Below are 17,692 nucleotides of genomic sequence, written 5' to 3'. Positions count from 1 at the left end.
GGGCCGGGTTACCACCGGGGAGAAGGCCATTGTCCGATTCACCCTTCGACGCCGTACCGGACGCGGCCGCGGACCAGCTCCGCCTCGCCGGGAGTGGGGCGCAGGCCCTGGCCGTGCTGACAGCGCGGATCGCCGCGAACCGTGGCGGGGATCCTGACCGTCGCCGCCTGCTCGGTCGCCTCGCGGAGGTCGCCGCCGGAGAGCGACCGTCGGTCGTCCTCACCGCTCTGCGGGACGCGCTGGCGCGACCGCTGGAGGACGCCCGCAGCCAAAGCACCCTGCTCGCGATGGTCGCCGTCGTCGCGGCGCGTACCGGACACCCGGATGCCGACGCCCTGCTGCGCGACGCCGGTACCGCGCACGCGGCGGCGGGTGACGCCTCGTCGGCGCGCCACCTCGCCGTCGGCCGGGCCGCCCGCTCACTGTCGTACGGTGACCTACCGGGAGCCGATGCCGTGCTGGCGGCCCTGGCCCTCGACGCACCGGCGGTCCGTCGCGACGCCGCGTCGATCCGGGCCGAGCGGATCCTCGTCACGCTCTGCCTCGGCCGGCACGAGGACGCGCGAACGGCGATCCGCCAGGCGTTCATCGACACGGCCCCGCCCGGCACCGCGGCGAGCAGCAGGCTGACCGCCCTGGACTGCCTGCGCATGGTCGCCGTGGGAGAGCTGCCGGAGGCGGCCGCGCTGGCCGCCATCACCCTCGGATCTCCGGACATCGATCACGAGGTACGTGCCCTGCTGGTCGCCGTGGTCGCCGAGGTCCGCTACCGGCGTGGCGAGGCCGACGCAGCGCGCGCCGTCCTGCGCGCCTCCGCCGCGCCACAAAACTGGCCCGACAGTACGATGTGGACGGCCGCCCGGTGTGTTGCCGTCCGTGATCCCGTCCTCGGCGAGCCGGCGCGGACGCTCGGTCAGGTCGTGGCCGATCTGCACCGGTCGGTGCGACCCCTGCTACCCGTGCCGCAGTTCGGCCCCCGGCTGGTACGCGCGGCAGTGGCCGCCGACGACCCGCACGCCGCCCGCCGGGTCACCGAACTGGTCGGGCGGGTGGCCGCGCGTACCCCCGTCGCGCTGTGGCGCGCTCTGGCCGATCAGACCAGGGGCCTGCTCGACGGCGATCCGGACGCGCTGCGGTCGGCGGTCGGCGGCCTGCGCACCACCGCCGCGTGGCCGGCGCTGGCCGACGCGTTACTCGACCTCGCGAACAACCCCGGGCTGCGCCCGGCGGAGGCCCGGGAGGCCGCCCACGAGGCGGCCGCGCTCTACGCCCGGATCGGCGCTCCCGGTGACCAGCTGATCGCCGACGCCCGTTGCGCCGCGCTCGCTGCCGCCCCGCACGACCAGCGGCGGCGGGTCGGCGCACTCACCCCCGCCGAGGAGCGGGTCGCCGAGCTCCTCGCCACGGGCGCCACCAAGAGGGAGGCGGCCGGGAGCCTCTTCGTCTCCTTCCACACGGTGGACACCCAACTGCGGTCGATCTACCACAAGCTCGGTATCAACAGTCGACTGCAACTGGTCCGGGCCTGGGATCGGTACCGGGCGACCAGCAACTGATCGTCACGGTCTCGCGCCCTCCGCGCGGGTCGACCTGCCGCGGAGCGTCGCCCGGTCCGGGTGGGAGGGGCTTCGGACCCATCATCAAGGTGGCCTCGGCCGCCGCGGTCGCCTGGCAGTTCTCCGGCCCGGACCACGAGCGCCGGGAACGCGCCGCGCCGGACGCGAACTCGGATCGGCCTCGGCCGTCGCCGACTCCCGGCAGACCCTCCTGTGCACCTATCTCTCCGCGGTGCCGCTGGGCGGGCTGGCGGTCAACTCGCTGTTCAGCTGGTGGTGGGCCGACCCGACCGCCGCCCTCGTCATCGCCACGGTCGCGGTCAAGGAGGGACGCGACGCCTGGCGCGGCGACGCCTGCTGCGCCCCCGGCGCCACCCTGCGCTCCCCCCGACAGCAGCGGTGACGTCAGGCTGACAGCTCGGGATGCCCGAACAACCCCGGCAGGCCACCGCTGTGCAGAAAGACCACCCTGTCGCCGTGCGGGAAGCTGCCGGCCAGCAGCGCCGCCATCGCCCGGCCGGTGTACGTCGGATCCAGGAACACGCCCTCCTCGCGGGCGGTCGTCCGCAGGGCCGCCCGCACGGCGTCGGTGAGCGTGCCGTAGCCCGCACCCACCTGCGATCCGTCGATGCGCAACGCGGCCGGCTCGACCTGGCCGACGAGCAGCCCGGCGACGGCGGCACGAGCGTCGGGCAACGCCCCGGTGTCCACGCCGACCACCCGCTCGGCACCCAGCTCACGGACCAGTCCGGCCATCATTCCGCCGGAGCCGACCGCCACCACGACCTCGACCCCGTCGATGTCCGGCACCTGGGCGCGCAGCTCCCGGCCACAGTCCATGTAGCCCGCCAGCGACGTCGGCGAGGTGCCACCGAACGGAATGACGTACGCCGAGCGTCTCTCCGCCTCGACCGCCACCACCTCGGCGAGCGGCCGGTCCCCGCTCCAGACGATCTCCGCGCCGGCCAGCTCGTCGAGGAGCAGGTTGCCGCGCCGGTCCCGCACGGGCGGCCCGGCGAGCACCAGCACGCAGGCGAGACCGAGCCGCCCGGCCGCCGCAGCGGTCAGCCGCGCGTGGTTGCTCTGCGGTGCGCCCGAGGTGATCACCATGCTGGCGCCGGCGGCGAGGGCCTCGGCGCAGGTGTACCGCAGTTTACGGATCTTGTTGCCGCCTCCGCCGAGCCCACCGAGATCGTCGCGCTTGAACCACAGGTCGGCCAGCCCCAGTCGGGCGGCGAGGCGAGGTGCGGCCTCCAGCGGGGTCGGCCACGTACCGAGGGAGACAGGGGACGTCATCCCCACAGCTAAGCACCGCGTACCCGAAGTGGGGTTGCTCGCCCCGAGCTGTCGCTCAGGGGCGCCCGACCTCAGCCGACTCGGTGTTGGAATTGGACCGACGTCGCACCGTCTCCGCCCCCGCTCGCGGCTCCGCGTCGTCGCGCCGGCGCTGCCGGGGTCGCGACACTGGTCGCTGCTCGGTGGCCCCTTCCCCGGCGTCGATGGCCGCACCGGGTGGCGTGACCCGGCTCGCCGCGGCGTCCACGAGATCCGGCAGGTCCCGCCCGACCACCAGGGGCAGCTCCCGGGTGTGCGCGGCGAGCGGTCCCGCCTCCCCCGCCGGGTCGGCGACCCGGGCCACCCGTGCCCGTCCGGTCGCGGTTCGCGGCGCTGCGGCGCCGCGCGTCGCGGGCCGCACCGTGGCGGACGGGTCCACCAGGGCCACCGGAGCGTCCGTCGCCGACGGCGTCTCCGCTCGGGTGGCGTCGGGTCGATCGGCTGTCGTGCGCGTGGCTCTGCGCGGGGCGGCCGCCGGCAGGAGCGGGGCGAGTTCCGCGTGCAGCGCGGCCCAGTCCGAAGCGCGGGGTGGATCGGCCTGGTCGGCGGCCGACGCGGTCCGTTCCGTGGTGTCGGCGCGTGTCGTCTGCTGAGCGCCGCGGTCCGACGTCGACCGGGACCGCCGCGCCGGCGGTCGCTCGACGCCGTCCGCCGTCGGCTCGGTGGGCTTCAGAGGCTCGACGGTGTCCGCGGGCGGCACGGCAGCGGCGCTCGCGACCGCCGGCGGGGTGGCGGGGCGAACCACCGGCGCGGAGGGCGTGCCAGGTTCGAGGGTCGTGGCCGTGGGCGGCTCTGGGGCGCGAGGAAGCAGCCGCTCCGGGGCGTCGGCGAGCAGCCGCGCCGCCGATGCCAGTGCGACCGGGTCGGGTTGCCGGGACCGGCGCCACCGCCGCCGACGGCCGTGCTCCGGCAGGTTTCCGGCCAGCACCCGCGCGGGTGCCAGATCGGCCGCGATCAGCGCGGTGAGCCCGTCGTAGTCCGCGTGCTCGGCCAGCCGCCGGGCGATCTCGTCGAGGTCGTACACCGCCACGGCGATGTCCGCGGTGGTGGCGTCCAACGCTCGGGTGATCTTGCGGTGCAGCACCTTGCTGAGCGCGGCCTGCCGCCGTTCGGCGCGGATCTGCGCGCGGGCGGCGTCGAGCGAGCCGTACAGGCCGAGGCCGTAGTCGGCCTTGGCCAGCGAGCGGGCGCGGCGGGTCAGCCACGGGTGGCGCAACCAGTGCCCGACCGGTTCGTACGCCGGCGTCGTGGGTGGCAACTGCCGCCGGGCGCGCAGCCGGTCCCGCCGCTGGTTCTCGGTGTTCATCAGCCACACCAGATAACCGAGCAGGGACATGCCCGCGTAGAAGCCGCCTTCGAGGTGGTTGCTGTGCGCCAGCCAGTTGAAGGCGACGGCGGCGACGGCGATGCCGGCCGACAACACACGGGACAGGATCGCCTGTTCGCCGAGCCGGCGGCGCAGGTCGGCGTTCGCCAGCACCACCACGCCACCCAGCTCGAGCGCGCCGACGGCGGGCAGGGCGACGTACCACGGCATGTCGAGTCGTTCCATCGCGCCGGACACCTGACCGCCGAGGGCGATCAACAGCACGACGACGTAGAACCCGGTACGCACGACGGCGACCCGCCGCACCGCCCTGGCCAGTTCCCCGTCCCACGCCTCCGGTGGGTCGGCGGCGGACCCGCCGCCGCGTACCCCGTTGATTGAGCTTCCGCCGGTCATCTGGCTCCGGTCCGGTTCCTGGAACACGCCGAGCAGGTTCCTCTCTCACTCCGACCACGGCCGGACCGGCGCCGCGGCCGCCCCGTACGGCGGAGTCGCGCGGCGAGTCGTACCAGAGCCGCGCTCCGGCTGCCGCCCGTCGTCCGCCGCATGCTACAGGTTCCGGGCCAGGGATCGTGACGACAAGTCCATCGGCCGTCCGTACCGGTCGGCGCCCCACGCGGGCCTCGTGGCCGACATGGACAGCGCCGAATGACGCCTTCGGGGTAGAGGTGGCGGTTCCACCGATCTATTCGTGGTGTTGGTGGGACCATGGGGGACGTGGGAGCTGCGAAAACCGATATGCCTGCTATCTCGCCGCTGGTCGGCGAGCCGATCAAGCGCGTCGACGCCGAGCGACTGGCGGGGGTGCTGAAAGCACTCGCCGACCCGGCCCGGCTGCGACTTCTGAGCCTGATCCAGTCCGCTCCGGAGGGGGAGGCGTCGGTGAGTGACCTCACCGCACCGCTCGGCCTCTCTCAGCCGACCGTGAGCCATCACCTCCGGATCCTCACCGAGGCTGGCCTGATCGAACGCGAGAAGCGCGGCGTCTGGGCGTACTACAGCCTGGTGCCGTCCGCGATCGCGGCGATCGCCGACCTGTTGACGCCGCCGCGCAAACGGGCGACGAAGCGGGCCCGTTGAGCGCCTGACGGAGGACAGCCGCGCGCTCCGCGGTCCGGACCGTCCCCTGCTCCTGGTGGCGCTCGGGGCCGCCGGTGGGATCGCCGCCGCCGACCGCGTCCTCTGCTGCCGTTGGTCGATCGTCGGCGAACTGCTGCCGCCGGCGCGACACCGGTCGGCGGATAGGCGGGACGCCCACCCGGCGTGCGCCGGGCGGGCGTCCCCCGGCTCAGCTACGCACCTGCCACTGCTGGTTCGTTCCGCCGTTGCACGACCAGAGGATGAGCTTCGTGCCGTTCGCCGTGGCGGCACCGTTCGCGTCCAGGCACAGACCCGACTGCACACCGGTGATCGTGCCGTTGGCGTTGATGGTCCACTGCTGGTTGGCCTGGCCGTTGCAGTCCCAGATCACCACCGTGGTGCCGTTGCTGGTGCCCTGGCCGGAGGCGTCCAGGCACTTGGTGCCGTAGACCATGAGCTGCCGGCCGGCGGTGGAGGTCCACCGCTGGTTGGTGGCGCCGCTAATGCAGTCCCAGAGCTGGGCCTGCGTACCGTTGGTGGTGCTGGAGCCGCCGATCTCGGCGCAGCGACCCGACTGCACGCCGACGAGCTGCACGTTCTGCGGGTTGGTGCTGCCGCCGCTCTGCACGCCGGCGGCGTTGATCACCGTCTGCGCGCCCGACGGCCAACCGCCGCTGACCGTCACGTTGCCGTTGACGACGTTGCCGCGATCACCGTTGGTCACGTTCGTGCTGCCGTTGGTCGACCAGTTGTTGGTGACGGTGAAGTTGCCCATGTTCTCGGCGTACCAGTAGTTGGCGGTGGCCCAGGTGCCGGTGGAGGAGAACACGTTGGTGCGGGCGGTGTAGTAGCGGGATCCCTCGTCGAAGTAGAGCCCGAACCAGCCGTTGGTCCGCAGGCAGTAGTTCTCGTTGATGGTCCCGCCCGGGTTCGCCGACAGCGTGTAGATGCACCCACCGTCGGTCATCTGCTGCATGACGTCGTGTACGTAGTTGCCGATGACCTGGTTGTTGGCCGCGGTGGTGGCCGTCGTGTAGCGCGGCTGGTAGTTGTACAGGCCCCGGTTCGCGTAGTGCTGGCTACCGCCGGCGTCGTTGGCGCCCCAGCCGTAGCCGACCGACAGACCGGTGTACGGCATGTTGTAGACCTCGTTGTGCGAGACCAGCGAGGTGTTCACGTAGGTGGTCAGGATCGAGACGACACCTCGGTACTCCAGGCCGAGATCGTGCACCCGGTTGTTGCTGATCGTGATGTTGCGGTTGACCATCCGCTGGTCAGCGGGGTGGTGGGCGTCGGCCCGCACGCCGCCGACCACGATGCCACCGGCGGAGTTGCGGGCGATCTCGGAGCGGGTCACGGTGATGGCGCTGGCGCCCAGGCCGACGCCGCTGGCGTGGGCGTTGGCGTCGTTGCCGATGCCGATGGCCGTCTGCCCGAGGTTGACGAACTGGGAGTCACTGAAGCTGATGGTGTTGGCCGCGGAGACCTGCACGGCGGCGGGCATCTGGTTCCAGCTCGGCCGGGTGGCCTCGAACAGCGGGCAGCCCTCCTGGCAGGAGGTCAGCGCGTCGGACGGGCGGGCCCAGGTGCCGGTGATGTGCGCGCCGGTCTGCTGGTCGGCGAAACCGTTGCTGCTGCTGGGGCCGAGCCAGCTGGTGCCGGTGAACGTGATTCCGCTGAACGAGATGTGGTGCGCGGGCGCGTCGTAGGTGCCGCCGACGTTGACCAGGGACTGCAGCTGCGGCAGCTCCACGCTGACCGAGCTCATGCTCTGCCCGGCCAGCGGGATGTAGTTGAGCTGGCCGGTGCCCGGGTTGAGATACCACTCCCCCGGCGAGTCGAGAAACTCGTACGCGTTGGCCAGGTAGAACGGACCCGCGCGGTGCGGACGGGACAGGGTGTCGAACCCGAAGGTGTTGTTGTTCCAGGCGGGCTGCTGCATCGTCAGGACGTTCCCGCTGATGCTCTGCACCGGCGAGTACCGGTCGGTGAACGAGCCGACGCTCTCCACCTCGACCCGGTTCTGGTTGCCGAGGTTGTTGAGGTAGCTGAGCGCGCTGTTGCTGAACCGCATGCCGGTCGTGGTGAAGGTGAAGTCGGCACGGTTGACGGCGGTACGCGCGCGGGTGGCGACGGCCCCGTTGACGTAGAGCTGACGGGAGTCGAGCCCGGCGGGCACGGTGGCCCGCCAGATGTTCTTCCCGGAGTCGACGAGCGTCCAGCCGGTGACGGCCCGGGCACCGGTGATCGTCGGACGGGCGCCGGCGGCGGCCCGCCAGATCACCTGGTAGCCGTTGGTGCCCGAGTCGGCCGCGGTGAACCGCATCGGCGACGAGAGCCGGTAGGCGCCGTTCGCCAACTCCACGACGGTGTCGCCGGACATCGAGCTGTTGATTCCTCGCACCGCGGTCTGGGCGGCGCTCAGCGAACACGGTTGGCTGGCGGAACAGGTGGTGCCGGAGCCGGAGGGTGACGCGTAGAGGGTGGTGGTGGCCGCGAGAGCCGGGGACGCCGAGGCGGTCACCGCGACCAGGGCGGTGACCGCTGTCGCGGCGGCGCCGGCCAGCAGCCGGCGCGGCGGCGGAATGGGCGAGGACACGGGACGGTGCTCCTGACATGAGGGGGCGGTGGTGGAACGCCTCAACGAGGCGGGGTCGGCGCTCGGCGGGAGGTCAGGTGAGCACCTCCCGCAGGTAGCGCAGGCCGTCGGTGGCGAGACGGTCCTGCGAGGGGGCCAATGGCCGCCAGATCGCCGCGGCGGTCGCGATGGTCTCGTTCTCCGCCGTGAACGACTCGATGCAGACCGCACCCCGGTAGCCGGTGTCGCGCAGGACGGTGAAGAACCGGGGCCAGTCGAAGTGATCCGAACCGGGAGCACCCCGGTTGGTGCCACTGACCTGGACGTGCTTGATGTGCCCGCCGGCGACGGAGAGGGCCGCGTAGGGGTCGGCCTCCTCGATGTTCATGTGATAGGTGTCGATCATGATGCCGACGTTGGGCGGTAGGCCGTCGATCAGCTCGACCGTCTGCTCGATCGTGTTGACGACGCTCGTCTCGTAGCGGTTCAACGCCTCGACACCGATGCTCACGCCGGACTCCCCCGCCTGCTCGGCCACCGGCGCCAGAGCCCGCCGGAACTCCGCGTAGCAGGCCGCCCGAGCCGTCGGTGACATCCGCCAGGTGCGGCCGACCGAGGCGTACACCGGTCCGCCGACGCACGGCGCGCCGACGACCGCCGCGCTCGCCACACACCCCATGAGGTACGCGACGGTCGACTCCACGACGGCCGGTGCGGCGTCCACCAGGTCCCGCCCGGGCGGGGTGACCGCGCAGACGCCGGCCGCGACGAGGCCGTGCGCGGCCAGCAGATCCCGGGTACGGATCGGATCCCAGTCGCCGGGCTGCTCGATCGGCAGCTCGACCGCGTCGAAGCCGAACGAGGCGATCCGTGGGATCAGCTCGGCGAGGGCCTCGTCGTCGACCGGCGAGGCCCACACCCAGGGGTTGACGCCGATGGCGTACACCGGTCCCTACTTCCAGCGCTGGGGATAACCGGGCAGGTCGGTGCAGCCGCACATCGCGTAGTGCAGCGGCGGCATGTTCGCGTCGAGGTAGCGGTCCAGGTTGTCCTGGGTGATGGTCGGCTGCGGCAGCTTCCAGGGGTTGGACACCTGCTCGCCGTCGAGGATCCGCAGCGCGGCGATGATCGGCGTACGCCACTGGTAGGTCGGGTAGGTCGGCGCGATAGCGGTGAGGTTCTTGTCCTTCCAGATCTTCAGGAAGTCGAGCTGGTCCTCGCCGTTGATCGGTGGCACCGGCTTGCCGGCGTCCTGGAACGCCTCGACCGCCGCGACGGCGACCGCTCCGGCGTCCATCCAGACGCCGTCGATGGTGCCGTACCGCTGGATGTAGTCGTCGACGATCTTCTTGGTCTTCGCCGGGTCGCCGTCGGTGAACTCGACCCCGACGACGTCCACCTTCGCCTTGTCGAACGCCACCTTCGCCGCCGACCAGCGGGTCTCCAGGACGTCGACACCGGGCAGGATCCGCAGGGCGAGGACCTTACCGCCGGGCTTCATCTTCTGGCTCACGAACTCGGCGCCGACGTGACCGAAGCCGTACCCGCCGATGGGGTTGATGAACGTCACCGGGCACTTCGTGTTGACACCACGGTCGAAGACGACGACCGGAAGCCCCGCCTGGCAGGCCGCCTCGACGGCCGGGGTGAGGGTGGCGGTGGTGTTCGGCGAGACGATGAGCGCGTCGCAGCCCTTGCCGAGCAGGTCGTTGATGTCCGCGATCTGCTTCTGGTCCTTGCCCTCGGCGTCGACGTGCACGAACTCCTTGATGCGACTCTTCTGCGCCTCGACCTCGGCCTGCATGGTCTTGAACCCGACCTGCCGCCACGGGTTGTTCAGGGCCGCGTTCGAGAAGCAGATCTTGTGCGGACCGCTCTTCTTGAACGTGGCGGTGTCCACCATCGTCGGGTTGAGCACCTGCTCCCACGGCTTGTCGGCCGGGCCCGTCGGCGCCGCGTCGAGCAGCGCCAACTCGCCGTCGTAGTCGGCCTGGACGAAGAACTTCGACTGCTCACCGGTGCCCGAACCGGCGGCGGAGGCGCTACCCGAAGGGCCCGCGGCCGGTTCGTCGGTGGCGCAGGCGGTGAGGGACAGCAGGGTGAGAGCGGCCAACGCCGCCATGGAACGTCGCACTATGGTTCCCCTTATCTGGACGAAGAACGCGTTGCCGAGACCGCCACGGCGAGCAGGATGATCGCGCCCTGGACGGTCGACCTGAGGGCGCCGGAGACGCCGTAGAAATTCATGAGGGCGAACAGCAGTTCGAGGGTCAGCGCGCCGAGCATCGCGCCGACGACCGAGCCGCGACCCCCACCCAGCGCGACACCACCGAGGACGACCGCGGTGATGGCGCCGAACTCCAGGCCCGCGCCGGCCTGGAACGACACGCCGCTGTAGCCGCCCAGGAGGATCGCCGCCACCGCCGCCGCGAGGCCGCTGAGGATGAAGGCCATCGTCCGGGTACGCCAGACGCGTACCCCGCTCAGCTCGGCGGTGCGCGGGTTGTCGCCGACCGCGAGCAGCGTCCGACCGAAGTCCGAGCGCATCACCAGCACGGCCAGCGCCGCGAGGACCAGCAGGACCAGCAGCGCGTACGGCACCCGGCCGAGCAGCGGCACGTCCTCGACGGCCCGTCGGCCGAAGCGCCGGAACTCCTCGGAGAGGCCACCCTTCGGGGCACCGTCGGACCACAGGTACACCGCGCCGACGAGGATCAGGAACATGCCGAGGGTGGTGATGAACGACGGCACCCGCAGTCGCGTGGTGATCAGGCCGTTGACCAGCCCGACCACCACGCCGAAGGCGAGCAGGAGCAGCACCACCGGCCACGTGCGCGCCGGGTCGCCGTCGATCAGCCGGGCCGCCACGACCACCTGAGCGGTCACCAACGAGCCGACCGAGAGGTCGAACTCGCCCGAGACGATCACGAAGTACTGGCCGGCGGCGAGCAGGATGATCGGCGCCGAACGGCCGAGGAAGGACATCAGCGACGGCGGGGCCAGGAAGTCGGGCTGCCGGACGCCGACGAGCACCAGCAGCACCGCGAGAATCGTGAGGATCGGCAGGACGCCACCGGGGCGCACCCGCGGGAGACGCAGCGGCAGCGTACGGCGCTGAACGCTCTGCATGACTAGGCAGCCGCCTTTCGCATGGCCCGGCGGGCGTAGACGGCGACCGCGGCGATGATGATGGCGCCCCGGATCACCTGCTTGAAGAAGGCGTCGACCTCGAGCTGGTTGAAGATGGCGTCGATGCTGGCGAGCAGCAGCACCCCGCCGACCGTGCCGACGACGCCGCCGCGCCCACCGGCGAGGGCGGTCCCCCCGATCACCACCGCGGCGATCGACTCCAGGTCGTAGAGGCCCTCGGTGCCCACCCGGGGCGCGCCCGAGCCGAGCCGACTGGCGAGGTAGATGCCCGCGAGCCCGGCGCACATCGAGCACAGCACATGCGCGGTGACGAGGATCCGGTCGTTGCGCACGCCGGAGAGCCGGGCCACCTCCGGATCCCCGCCGACCGCGACCAGATGGTGACCGAAGCGGGTCCGCGTGAGCGCGAACCAGACCGCCGCGGTCACGACGACCAGCAGCAGGAACGACACCGGCACCGGCCCGACGCGCTGATAGCCGAGAGACTGCACGAGCGTGGGCGACGTGGTGCCGGCCGGGCCGTCGTAGCCGTTGTCGAGGTATCCCTTGAGCAGCAGCCCGACGCCGAGGGTCGCGATGAACGCGTTGACCCGGAGTTTGGTGACGAACAGCCCGTTGAGCAGCCCGACGCCGGCGCTGACGGCCAGCGCCAGGCCCATCGCCGGCAGCACCGCGCCGTCGCTGCCGTTCATCGTCTCGGCGGCGACGAGTGTGCTGAGGCTGATCACGTACGCCACCGAGAGGTCGAGCGAACCACCGAGGATGACCAGGGTCTGGCCGACGGCGACGAGCCCGAGGCCGGCGGCGACGTGCAGCAGACTCACCGTCGTGGACTGGTTGAAGAGCTGACCGCCGTCGACCAGGACGACCAGCCAACCGATCGCGAGGGTGAGGGCCAAAGCCACGAACACCCCCGGTACGGGACGCCGGGCCGGCAGAAGCGACAGGGCGGTCACCGAAACATCTCCGTTCGCGACTGCGGGGCTCGCCGACCCGGCTCACTCCTCGCGCTCACGCGGCAGCCTCTCGTACGGTGCCGACCGCCAGGGCGACGACCTCCTCCTCGGTCGCGCCGGCGGGCAGCTCGCCGGCGACCCGGCCGTCGCGCATGACGACGATCCGGTCGCTCATCCCCAACAGCTCGGGCAGGTCGGACGAGATCATCAACACCGCCGCGCCGTCGCGGGCGAGGCGGCGGACGAGATCGTGGATGGCCGACTTCGCGCCGACGTCGATGCCCCGGGTCGGCTCGTCGAAGAGCAGGATCCGCGGGTTGAGCGCGAGCCAGCGAGCCAGGACGACCTTCTGCTGATTACCGCCGGAGAGGAAGCGGATCTCCTGGTCGTCGCCGGCACCCCGGATCTCCACGGCGGCGAGCAGCTCACGCGCTCGAAGCGTGCGGGCGGCGCGACCGGAGCGGGCCGCGAAGACGGCCCGGCTGGCGAGCAGCGCGTTGTCGAGCACCGACTGCCGGGGCACGATCCCCTCACCCTTGCGGTCCTCGGTGACGTAGGCGATGCCGGCCCGCATCGCGGTGCGGGGTGAGCGCAGTCGAACCGGCCGGTCGTCGAGCGTGACGTCGCCGGTCGTGAACGGGGACACTCCGAAGATCGCACGGGCCAGCGCGGACCGTCCGGAGCCCTGGAGGCCGCCGATGCCGAGCACCTCGCCGGCGCGCAACTGGAGATTGACGTCCCGCAGCTTCCGGTTGCCCACGTCGCGAAGGTTGAGCCGCACCGGCCCCCGGTCCTCGGGGGCCGCCCGGTCCGGGTAGTAGCTGGACAGCTCCCGGCCGACCATGTGCCGCACCAACTCGTCGGCGGTGGTGTCCGCGGTGTCCACCGTGGTGACCCGCCGGCCGTCCTTGAGGACGGTGATCCGGCCGGACAGGTCGAAGACCTCGGTGAGCCGGTGTGAGACGTACAGCAGGCCGATGCCCCGCTCCTGGAGCCGGCGCACCAGCCCGTAGAGCAGCTCGACCTCGTGGTCGGCCAGCGCCGCGGTCGGCTCGTCCATGATGAGCAGCCGTGCGTCCAGGGCGAGCGCCTTGGCGATCTCGACGACCTGCTGCTGCGCGACGCCGAGCCGCCCCACCCGGGCGTCGGCCGGCAGGGTGGTCTCGCCGATCGAGGCGAGCAGTCGGCTGGTGCGGTCGAGCATCGCCCGACGGTCGACCAACCCCCGGCGGACCGGCTCGTGCCCCAGGTAGACGTTCTCCGCGACGGTGCGCTCGGGCAGGAGGTTGAACTCCTGGTGGATGATGCCGACCCCGGCCCGCTGCGCGTCGTGCGGGCCACGGAACACGCGCGGCTCACCGGCGAGTTCGACGGTGCCCTCGTCCGGGACGTACCCGCCCGACACGATCTTCATGAGCGTCGACTTCCCGGCGCCGTTCTCACCGACGACGGCGTGGACCTCGCCCGGCACGACATCGAGGTCGACGCCGTCGAGAACGCGTACCCCGAGGAAGGACTTGCCGATGCCTTGCAGCGTGAGCAGCGGCGCCGGCCGTGGGTCTGACATCCAACAACCCTCACAGATAGTAGTTATCGACAGGTTCCAGCACTGCGGTCCGGCGGGTCCGAGGCATCGCACGGCGAACTTTCGTAGCCATCGACAGAGACTTATGTTCGCGCGTTGCGAACATTCCCTTGACATCGACGAAACATCACACGTATGAAGATAGATGTTTGGATGCGGGTCCGCAATCCTCGACCGGGGCTGATTGCCAGGGCCGTCACTCGATCGACAGTGGCACCGCTGCGATCGGGTCGATCGCGTGCGACGTCAACCGGGCACGACGTCGAACGTCACTCCATTCATTGACACCCATCTATTACTAGCTCATCCTGACCTCGTGGACCACGGGACGAGAACCACAGCCGACATCACGCTGTGTGACGTCCTGCGGGTCTGACTGCCGTTTCGGCGAACGGCACGAGGACAGACCAGCGCACTCGTTCCCCGCCTGCGTACGGGCACAACCCGACGCACCCGCGGGGTCCGTGGTCGCACTCGTAGGTGCTCGCCCAATTGAGGAGACGGCATGCGTCGCAACACATTGATCATGGCAGTGATCACCGGCCTGTTACTGGCGCTCGGACTCGCCCCGCCAGCGTCGGCGGCCCCGGCCTTCCGCGCCCTGCTGTTCACCAAGACCGCCGGCTACCGGCACGACTCGATCCCCGCCGGGATCAGCATGTTCCAGCAACAGGCGGCGGCGAACAACTTCGAGTTGGTGGCGACCGAGGACGCGAGCGTCTTCACCCCGGCCAACCTCGCGACCTTCGACGTCATCATCATGTTCCAGACCTCCGGCATGGTCTGGACGTCGGCGGCCCAGCGCCAGGCCGTGGAGGGTTACCTCGCCAGCGGCAAGGGCATCGTCGGCGTGCACAACGCGACCGACATGGGCATCGAGTCCGAATATCCGTGGTGGGACCAGACCGTCAACGGCGGCGCCCACATGCCCGAGCACTCCCCCGGCGTGCTGGCCGGCACCGCCATCGTCGCCGACAAGCAGCACCCGTCGACGGCCGGCCTGCCGGACCGTTGGAGCCGCAGCGAGGAGTGGTACAACTTCGACACCAACCCGCGCGGCAACGTGCACGTGCTGGTGACCGCCGACGAGCGTACCTACAACCCCGGATCCCGGGCGATGGGCCCGGACCACCCGATCTCCTGGTGCCGCAACACCGGCGGCGGACGGGTGTGGGCCACCGCGATGGGCCACGCGATCGAGTCGTACAGCGAGACGAACTTCCGCAACCACGTCCTGGGTGGCGTCCGGTGGGCCGCCGGCAACGTCCCCGGCGACTGCGGCGGCACCGTGTGGGGCAACTTCGAGAAGCGCACCCTCGACGACAACACCGTCGACCCGATGGCACTGGCCGTGGCACCGGACGGACGGGTCATCTACGTCCAGCGCGGCGGACAGGTGAAGATCTTCAAGCCCTCCACCAACAGCACCGTCACCGCGGCCACGCTGAGTGTCTACACCGGAGGCGAGGACGGCCTCACCGGCATGGCGTTGGATCCGAACTTCGCCAGCAACGGGTACGTGTACCTGTACCACTCGCCGGCGAGCAGTACGACCGACGTCAACCGGGTCTCCCGCTACACCCTCAGCGGCGACACGCTGAACCTGTCCAGCGGTGTGACCATCATCGACATCCCGGCGTACCGTGACCGGACCTTCCCGGAGCCCGGGCACACCGGCGGTTACATCGACTTCGGCCCGGACGGCAACCTCTACATCGGCACCGGGGACGACACGCCGCCGAACCTGGACCCCAACTGGCAGGGCTACGCCCCGCTGGACTGGCGCTCCGGCAAGGCCAACCTCGACGCCGCCCGCAGCGCCGGGAACACGAACGACCTGCGCGGCAAGCTGCTGCGGATCCGTCCCTCGGCCAGTGGCGGCTACACCATCCCGACGGGCAACCTGTACCCCCAGGGCACGGCGCAGACCCGTCCGGAGGTCTACGCGATGGGCTTCCGCAACCCGTTCCGCTTCTCGATCGACCCGGCCAACGGCTGGGTCTACCTGGCCGACTACGGGCCGGACCGCAACCCGCCCACCACCAACCGGGGCCCCGAGGGCCTGGTCGAACTCAACGTGATCAAGTCAGCCGGCAACTACGGCTGGCCGTTCTGCCACGGCGACAACCAGCCCTACGCGCCGTTCAACCCGGACACCGGTGTCGTCGGCGCGAAGTTCAACTGCAACGCACCGGTCAACAACTCGCCCAACAACACCGGTCTGACCAGCCTGAAGCCGGTCGTCGCACCGAACATGTGGTACGGCTACGGCACCTCACCGACCTTCCCGGAGCTCGGCTCCGGCGGCTCCGCGCCGATGGGCGGGCCGGTCTACCGGTACGACGCGGCGAACCCGTCCGCGACGAAGTTCCCGCCCTACTACGACGGCGTGCACTTCTTCTACGAGTGGTCGCGCAGCTACATCAAGGAGGTGCACTTCGACTCGGCCACAGCGGTGACCCGGACCAACCCGTTCCTGCCGGGTGGTGGGTTCAACAAGCCGATGGACATGGAGTTCGGCAAGGACGGCTCGCTCTACCTGCTGGAGTGGGGCACCAACTTCGGCGGCGGCAACAGCGACTCCGGGCTCTACCGGATCGACTACATCCAGGGCGGCCGGTCGCCGATCGCCAAGGCCACCGGCACACCCACCAGCGGCACCGCGCCACTCACCGTCCAGTTCAGCAGCGCCGGCACGGCCGATCCGGACCCGGGCAACACCCTGAGCTACCTGTGGACGTTCGGCGACGGCACCACCTCGACGGCCGCCAACCCGTCGAAGGTGTACACCGCCAACGGCAACTACACGGCGCAGCTGAAGGTCACCGACAACACCGGCAAGACCGGCTTCGCCAACGTCCAGATCACCGTCGGCAACAGCGCGCCGGTGGTCACCATCACCACACCGGGCAACGGCGGCATGCTCACCTTCGGCGACCGGGTGTCGTACCAGATCACCGTCACCGACCCGGACGGCGGAACGGTCGACTGCTCGAAGGTGGTCCTCAACCCGGCGCTGGGGCACGACGACCACGCGCACGAGACCACCGAGTATCCGGGCTGCTCCGGCACCATCTCCACGGACCTGCTCGGCGGGCACCCGGACGGCGCCAACCTGTTCTACGTGCTGAACGCGCGCTACACCGACAGCGGTGGCGCGGGCGGCGCGGCCCCACTCACCGGCACCGCGCAGGCGATCCTTCAGCCCAAGCACAAGCAGTCCGAGTACTTCAGCAGCCAGTCGGGCATCCGCGTCGTCGACCAGGCGGCCGCGGAGAGCACCAAGCGCGTCGGTGACATCTCCAACAACGACTGGATCGCGTTCAACCCGATGAACCTGTCGGGCATCTCCACGGTCAGCTACCGGCTGTCGTCCCCATCCGGTGGCGGCTCGATCGAGCTGCGCGCCGGCTCGCCGACCGGCACCCTGCTCGCCACCACACCCGTGCCCAGCACCGGCGGCTGGGACAACTACCAGTCCACGGCACCGGTGAGCGTCTCCGCCATCGGCGGAACGCAGACGCTCTACATGGTGTTCAAGGGCAGCGGCAACAACTGGTTCGACCTCGACTCGCACACCTTCGGGGGTGCCGGCGTCGGCGTGCCCGGCACCGGCACCGGTGTGGCGGGGAAGACCTGGACGCTCACCGCGCAGCACAGTGGCAAGCTGATGGACGTCAGCGGCGTCTCCACCGCCGACGGCGCCCAGATCAACCAGTGGGCGGCCACCGGTGGCAACAACCAGAAGTGGCAGGCCGTCGACGCGGGCAGCGGCGCTGTCTACCTCAAGGCCGTGCACAGCGGCAAGTGTGTCGAGGTGATCGGCGGCTCCACCGCGGCGGGTGCATTCCTCCAGCAGGCCACCTGCAACAACAGCAACCAGCAGAAGTTCACCGCGACGGCCACGGGGACGTCCGGGGTCTACACGGTGCGCAACGTGCTGAGCGGGCTCTGCGTGGACGTCAACGGTGCCGCCACCACCGACGGCGCACGACTGTTGCAGTGGACCTGCCACAGTGCCACCAACCAGCAGTGGCGGTTCACCCAGGTGTGACGCAACCGCGACCACCGCGGTGACGACGCCCCGGTCGGGGCCGGTGTCCGACGATCGGAGCCGGTCCCGAC

Annotated in this window: 11 protein-coding genes and 1 pseudogene; 4 read left to right on the top strand and 8 right to left on the bottom strand. The window is 70.9% G+C overall.

Annotated elements, in window-relative coordinates; genetic code table 11:
- Positions 1-29: 29 nt before the first annotated feature.
- Positions 30-1,556, top strand: a complete 1,527-nt coding sequence (locus tag O7620_RS05685) for a helix-turn-helix transcriptional regulator (RefSeq protein ID WP_278122158.1) — start codon at positions 30-32, stop codon at positions 1,554-1,556.
- Between the two features lie 80 nt (positions 1,557-1,636).
- A pseudogene (locus O7620_RS05680) lies at positions 1,637-1,959 on the top strand (hypothetical protein); the annotation flags it as partial.
- A 2-nt stretch (positions 1,960-1,961) separates the two neighbouring features.
- Here the strand turns inward: O7620_RS05680 and O7620_RS05675 are convergent.
- On the bottom strand, positions 1,962-2,852 hold the full coding sequence (locus O7620_RS05675) for a pyridoxal-phosphate dependent enzyme (protein WP_278122157.1): 891 nt from the start codon (positions 2,850-2,852) through the stop codon (positions 1,962-1,964).
- Positions 2,853-2,907: 55 nt separating this feature from the next.
- Complete coding sequence (locus O7620_RS05670; RefSeq protein ID WP_278122156.1) at positions 2,908-4,641, bottom strand: hypothetical protein; 1,734 nt, start codon at positions 4,639-4,641, stop codon at positions 2,908-2,910.
- A gap of 315 nt (positions 4,642-4,956) precedes the next feature.
- On the opposite strand from O7620_RS05670, the gene O7620_RS05665 reads away from it, so the two are divergent.
- Positions 4,957-5,298: a metalloregulator ArsR/SmtB family transcription factor gene (locus O7620_RS05665; protein ID WP_151489731.1), complete on the top strand. Its 342-nt coding sequence runs from the start codon at positions 4,957-4,959 to the stop codon at positions 5,296-5,298.
- A 208-nt stretch (positions 5,299-5,506) separates the two neighbouring features.
- On the opposite strand, the gene O7620_RS05660 is transcribed toward O7620_RS05665, so the two are convergent.
- The 6 genes from O7620_RS05660 to O7620_RS05635 form a co-directional block, all read right to left on the bottom strand.
- The gene (locus O7620_RS05660) at positions 5,507-7,897 is read right to left on the bottom strand and encodes an RICIN domain-containing protein (protein ID WP_278122155.1); all 2,391 of its coding nucleotides are present in this window, start codon (positions 7,895-7,897) and stop codon (positions 5,507-5,509) included.
- A gap of 73 nt (positions 7,898-7,970) precedes the next feature.
- The gene (locus tag O7620_RS05655) at positions 7,971-8,822 is read right to left on the bottom strand and encodes a sugar phosphate isomerase/epimerase family protein (RefSeq protein ID WP_278122154.1); all 852 of its coding nucleotides are present in this window, start codon (positions 8,820-8,822) and stop codon (positions 7,971-7,973) included.
- A 6-nt stretch (positions 8,823-8,828) separates the two neighbouring features.
- Positions 8,829-10,010: an ABC transporter substrate-binding protein gene (locus tag O7620_RS05650; protein WP_278122153.1), complete on the bottom strand. Its 1,182-nt coding sequence runs from the start codon at positions 10,008-10,010 to the stop codon at positions 8,829-8,831.
- Between the two features lie 11 nt (positions 10,011-10,021).
- Complete coding sequence (locus tag O7620_RS05645; protein ID WP_278122152.1) at positions 10,022-11,005, bottom strand: ABC transporter permease; 984 nt, start codon at positions 11,003-11,005, stop codon at positions 10,022-10,024.
- 2 nt (positions 11,006-11,007) lie between these two features.
- The gene (locus tag O7620_RS05640; protein ID WP_278122151.1) at positions 11,008-11,982 is read right to left on the bottom strand and encodes an ABC transporter permease; all 975 of its coding nucleotides are present in this window, start codon (positions 11,980-11,982) and stop codon (positions 11,008-11,010) included.
- A gap of 55 nt (positions 11,983-12,037) precedes the next feature.
- On the bottom strand, positions 12,038-13,549 hold the full coding sequence (locus O7620_RS05635) for a sugar ABC transporter ATP-binding protein (protein ID WP_278122150.1): 1,512 nt from the start codon (positions 13,547-13,549) through the stop codon (positions 12,038-12,040).
- Between the two features lie 523 nt (positions 13,550-14,072).
- On the opposite strand from O7620_RS05635, the gene O7620_RS05630 reads away from it, so the two are divergent.
- A complete protein-coding gene (locus O7620_RS05630) occupies positions 14,073-17,621 on the top strand; it encodes a ThuA domain-containing protein (RefSeq protein WP_278122149.1) in 3,549 nt (1,182 codons plus the stop codon).
- Positions 17,622-17,692 lie beyond the last annotated feature (71 nt).

The sequence above is a fragment of the Micromonospora sp. WMMD710 genome (assembly GCF_029626045.1).
Lineage (GTDB): Bacteria > Actinomycetota > Actinomycetes > Mycobacteriales > Micromonosporaceae > Micromonospora.
The sequence above is the reverse complement of the archived record's forward strand: the minus strand, read 5'-3'. Positions and strand labels throughout refer to the sequence as shown.

Coding starts and splice junctions, on each gene's coding strand:
- O7620_RS05675 (WP_278122157.1), bottom strand. CDS start 2,852: ATGACGTCCCCTGTCTCCCTCGGTACGTGGCCGACCCCGCTGGAGGCC.
- O7620_RS05665 (WP_151489731.1), top strand. CDS start 4,957: ATGCCTGCTATCTCGCCGCTGGTCGGCGAGCCGATCAAGCGCGTCGAC.
- O7620_RS05645 (WP_278122152.1), bottom strand. CDS start 11,005: ATGCAGAGCGTTCAGCGCCGTACGCTGCCGCTGCGTCTCCCGCGGGTG.
- O7620_RS05635 (WP_278122150.1), bottom strand. CDS start 13,549: ATGTCAGACCCACGGCCGGCGCCGCTGCTCACGCTGCAAGGCATCGGC.
- O7620_RS05630 (WP_278122149.1), top strand. CDS start 14,073: ATGCGTCGCAACACATTGATCATGGCAGTGATCACCGGCCTGTTACTG.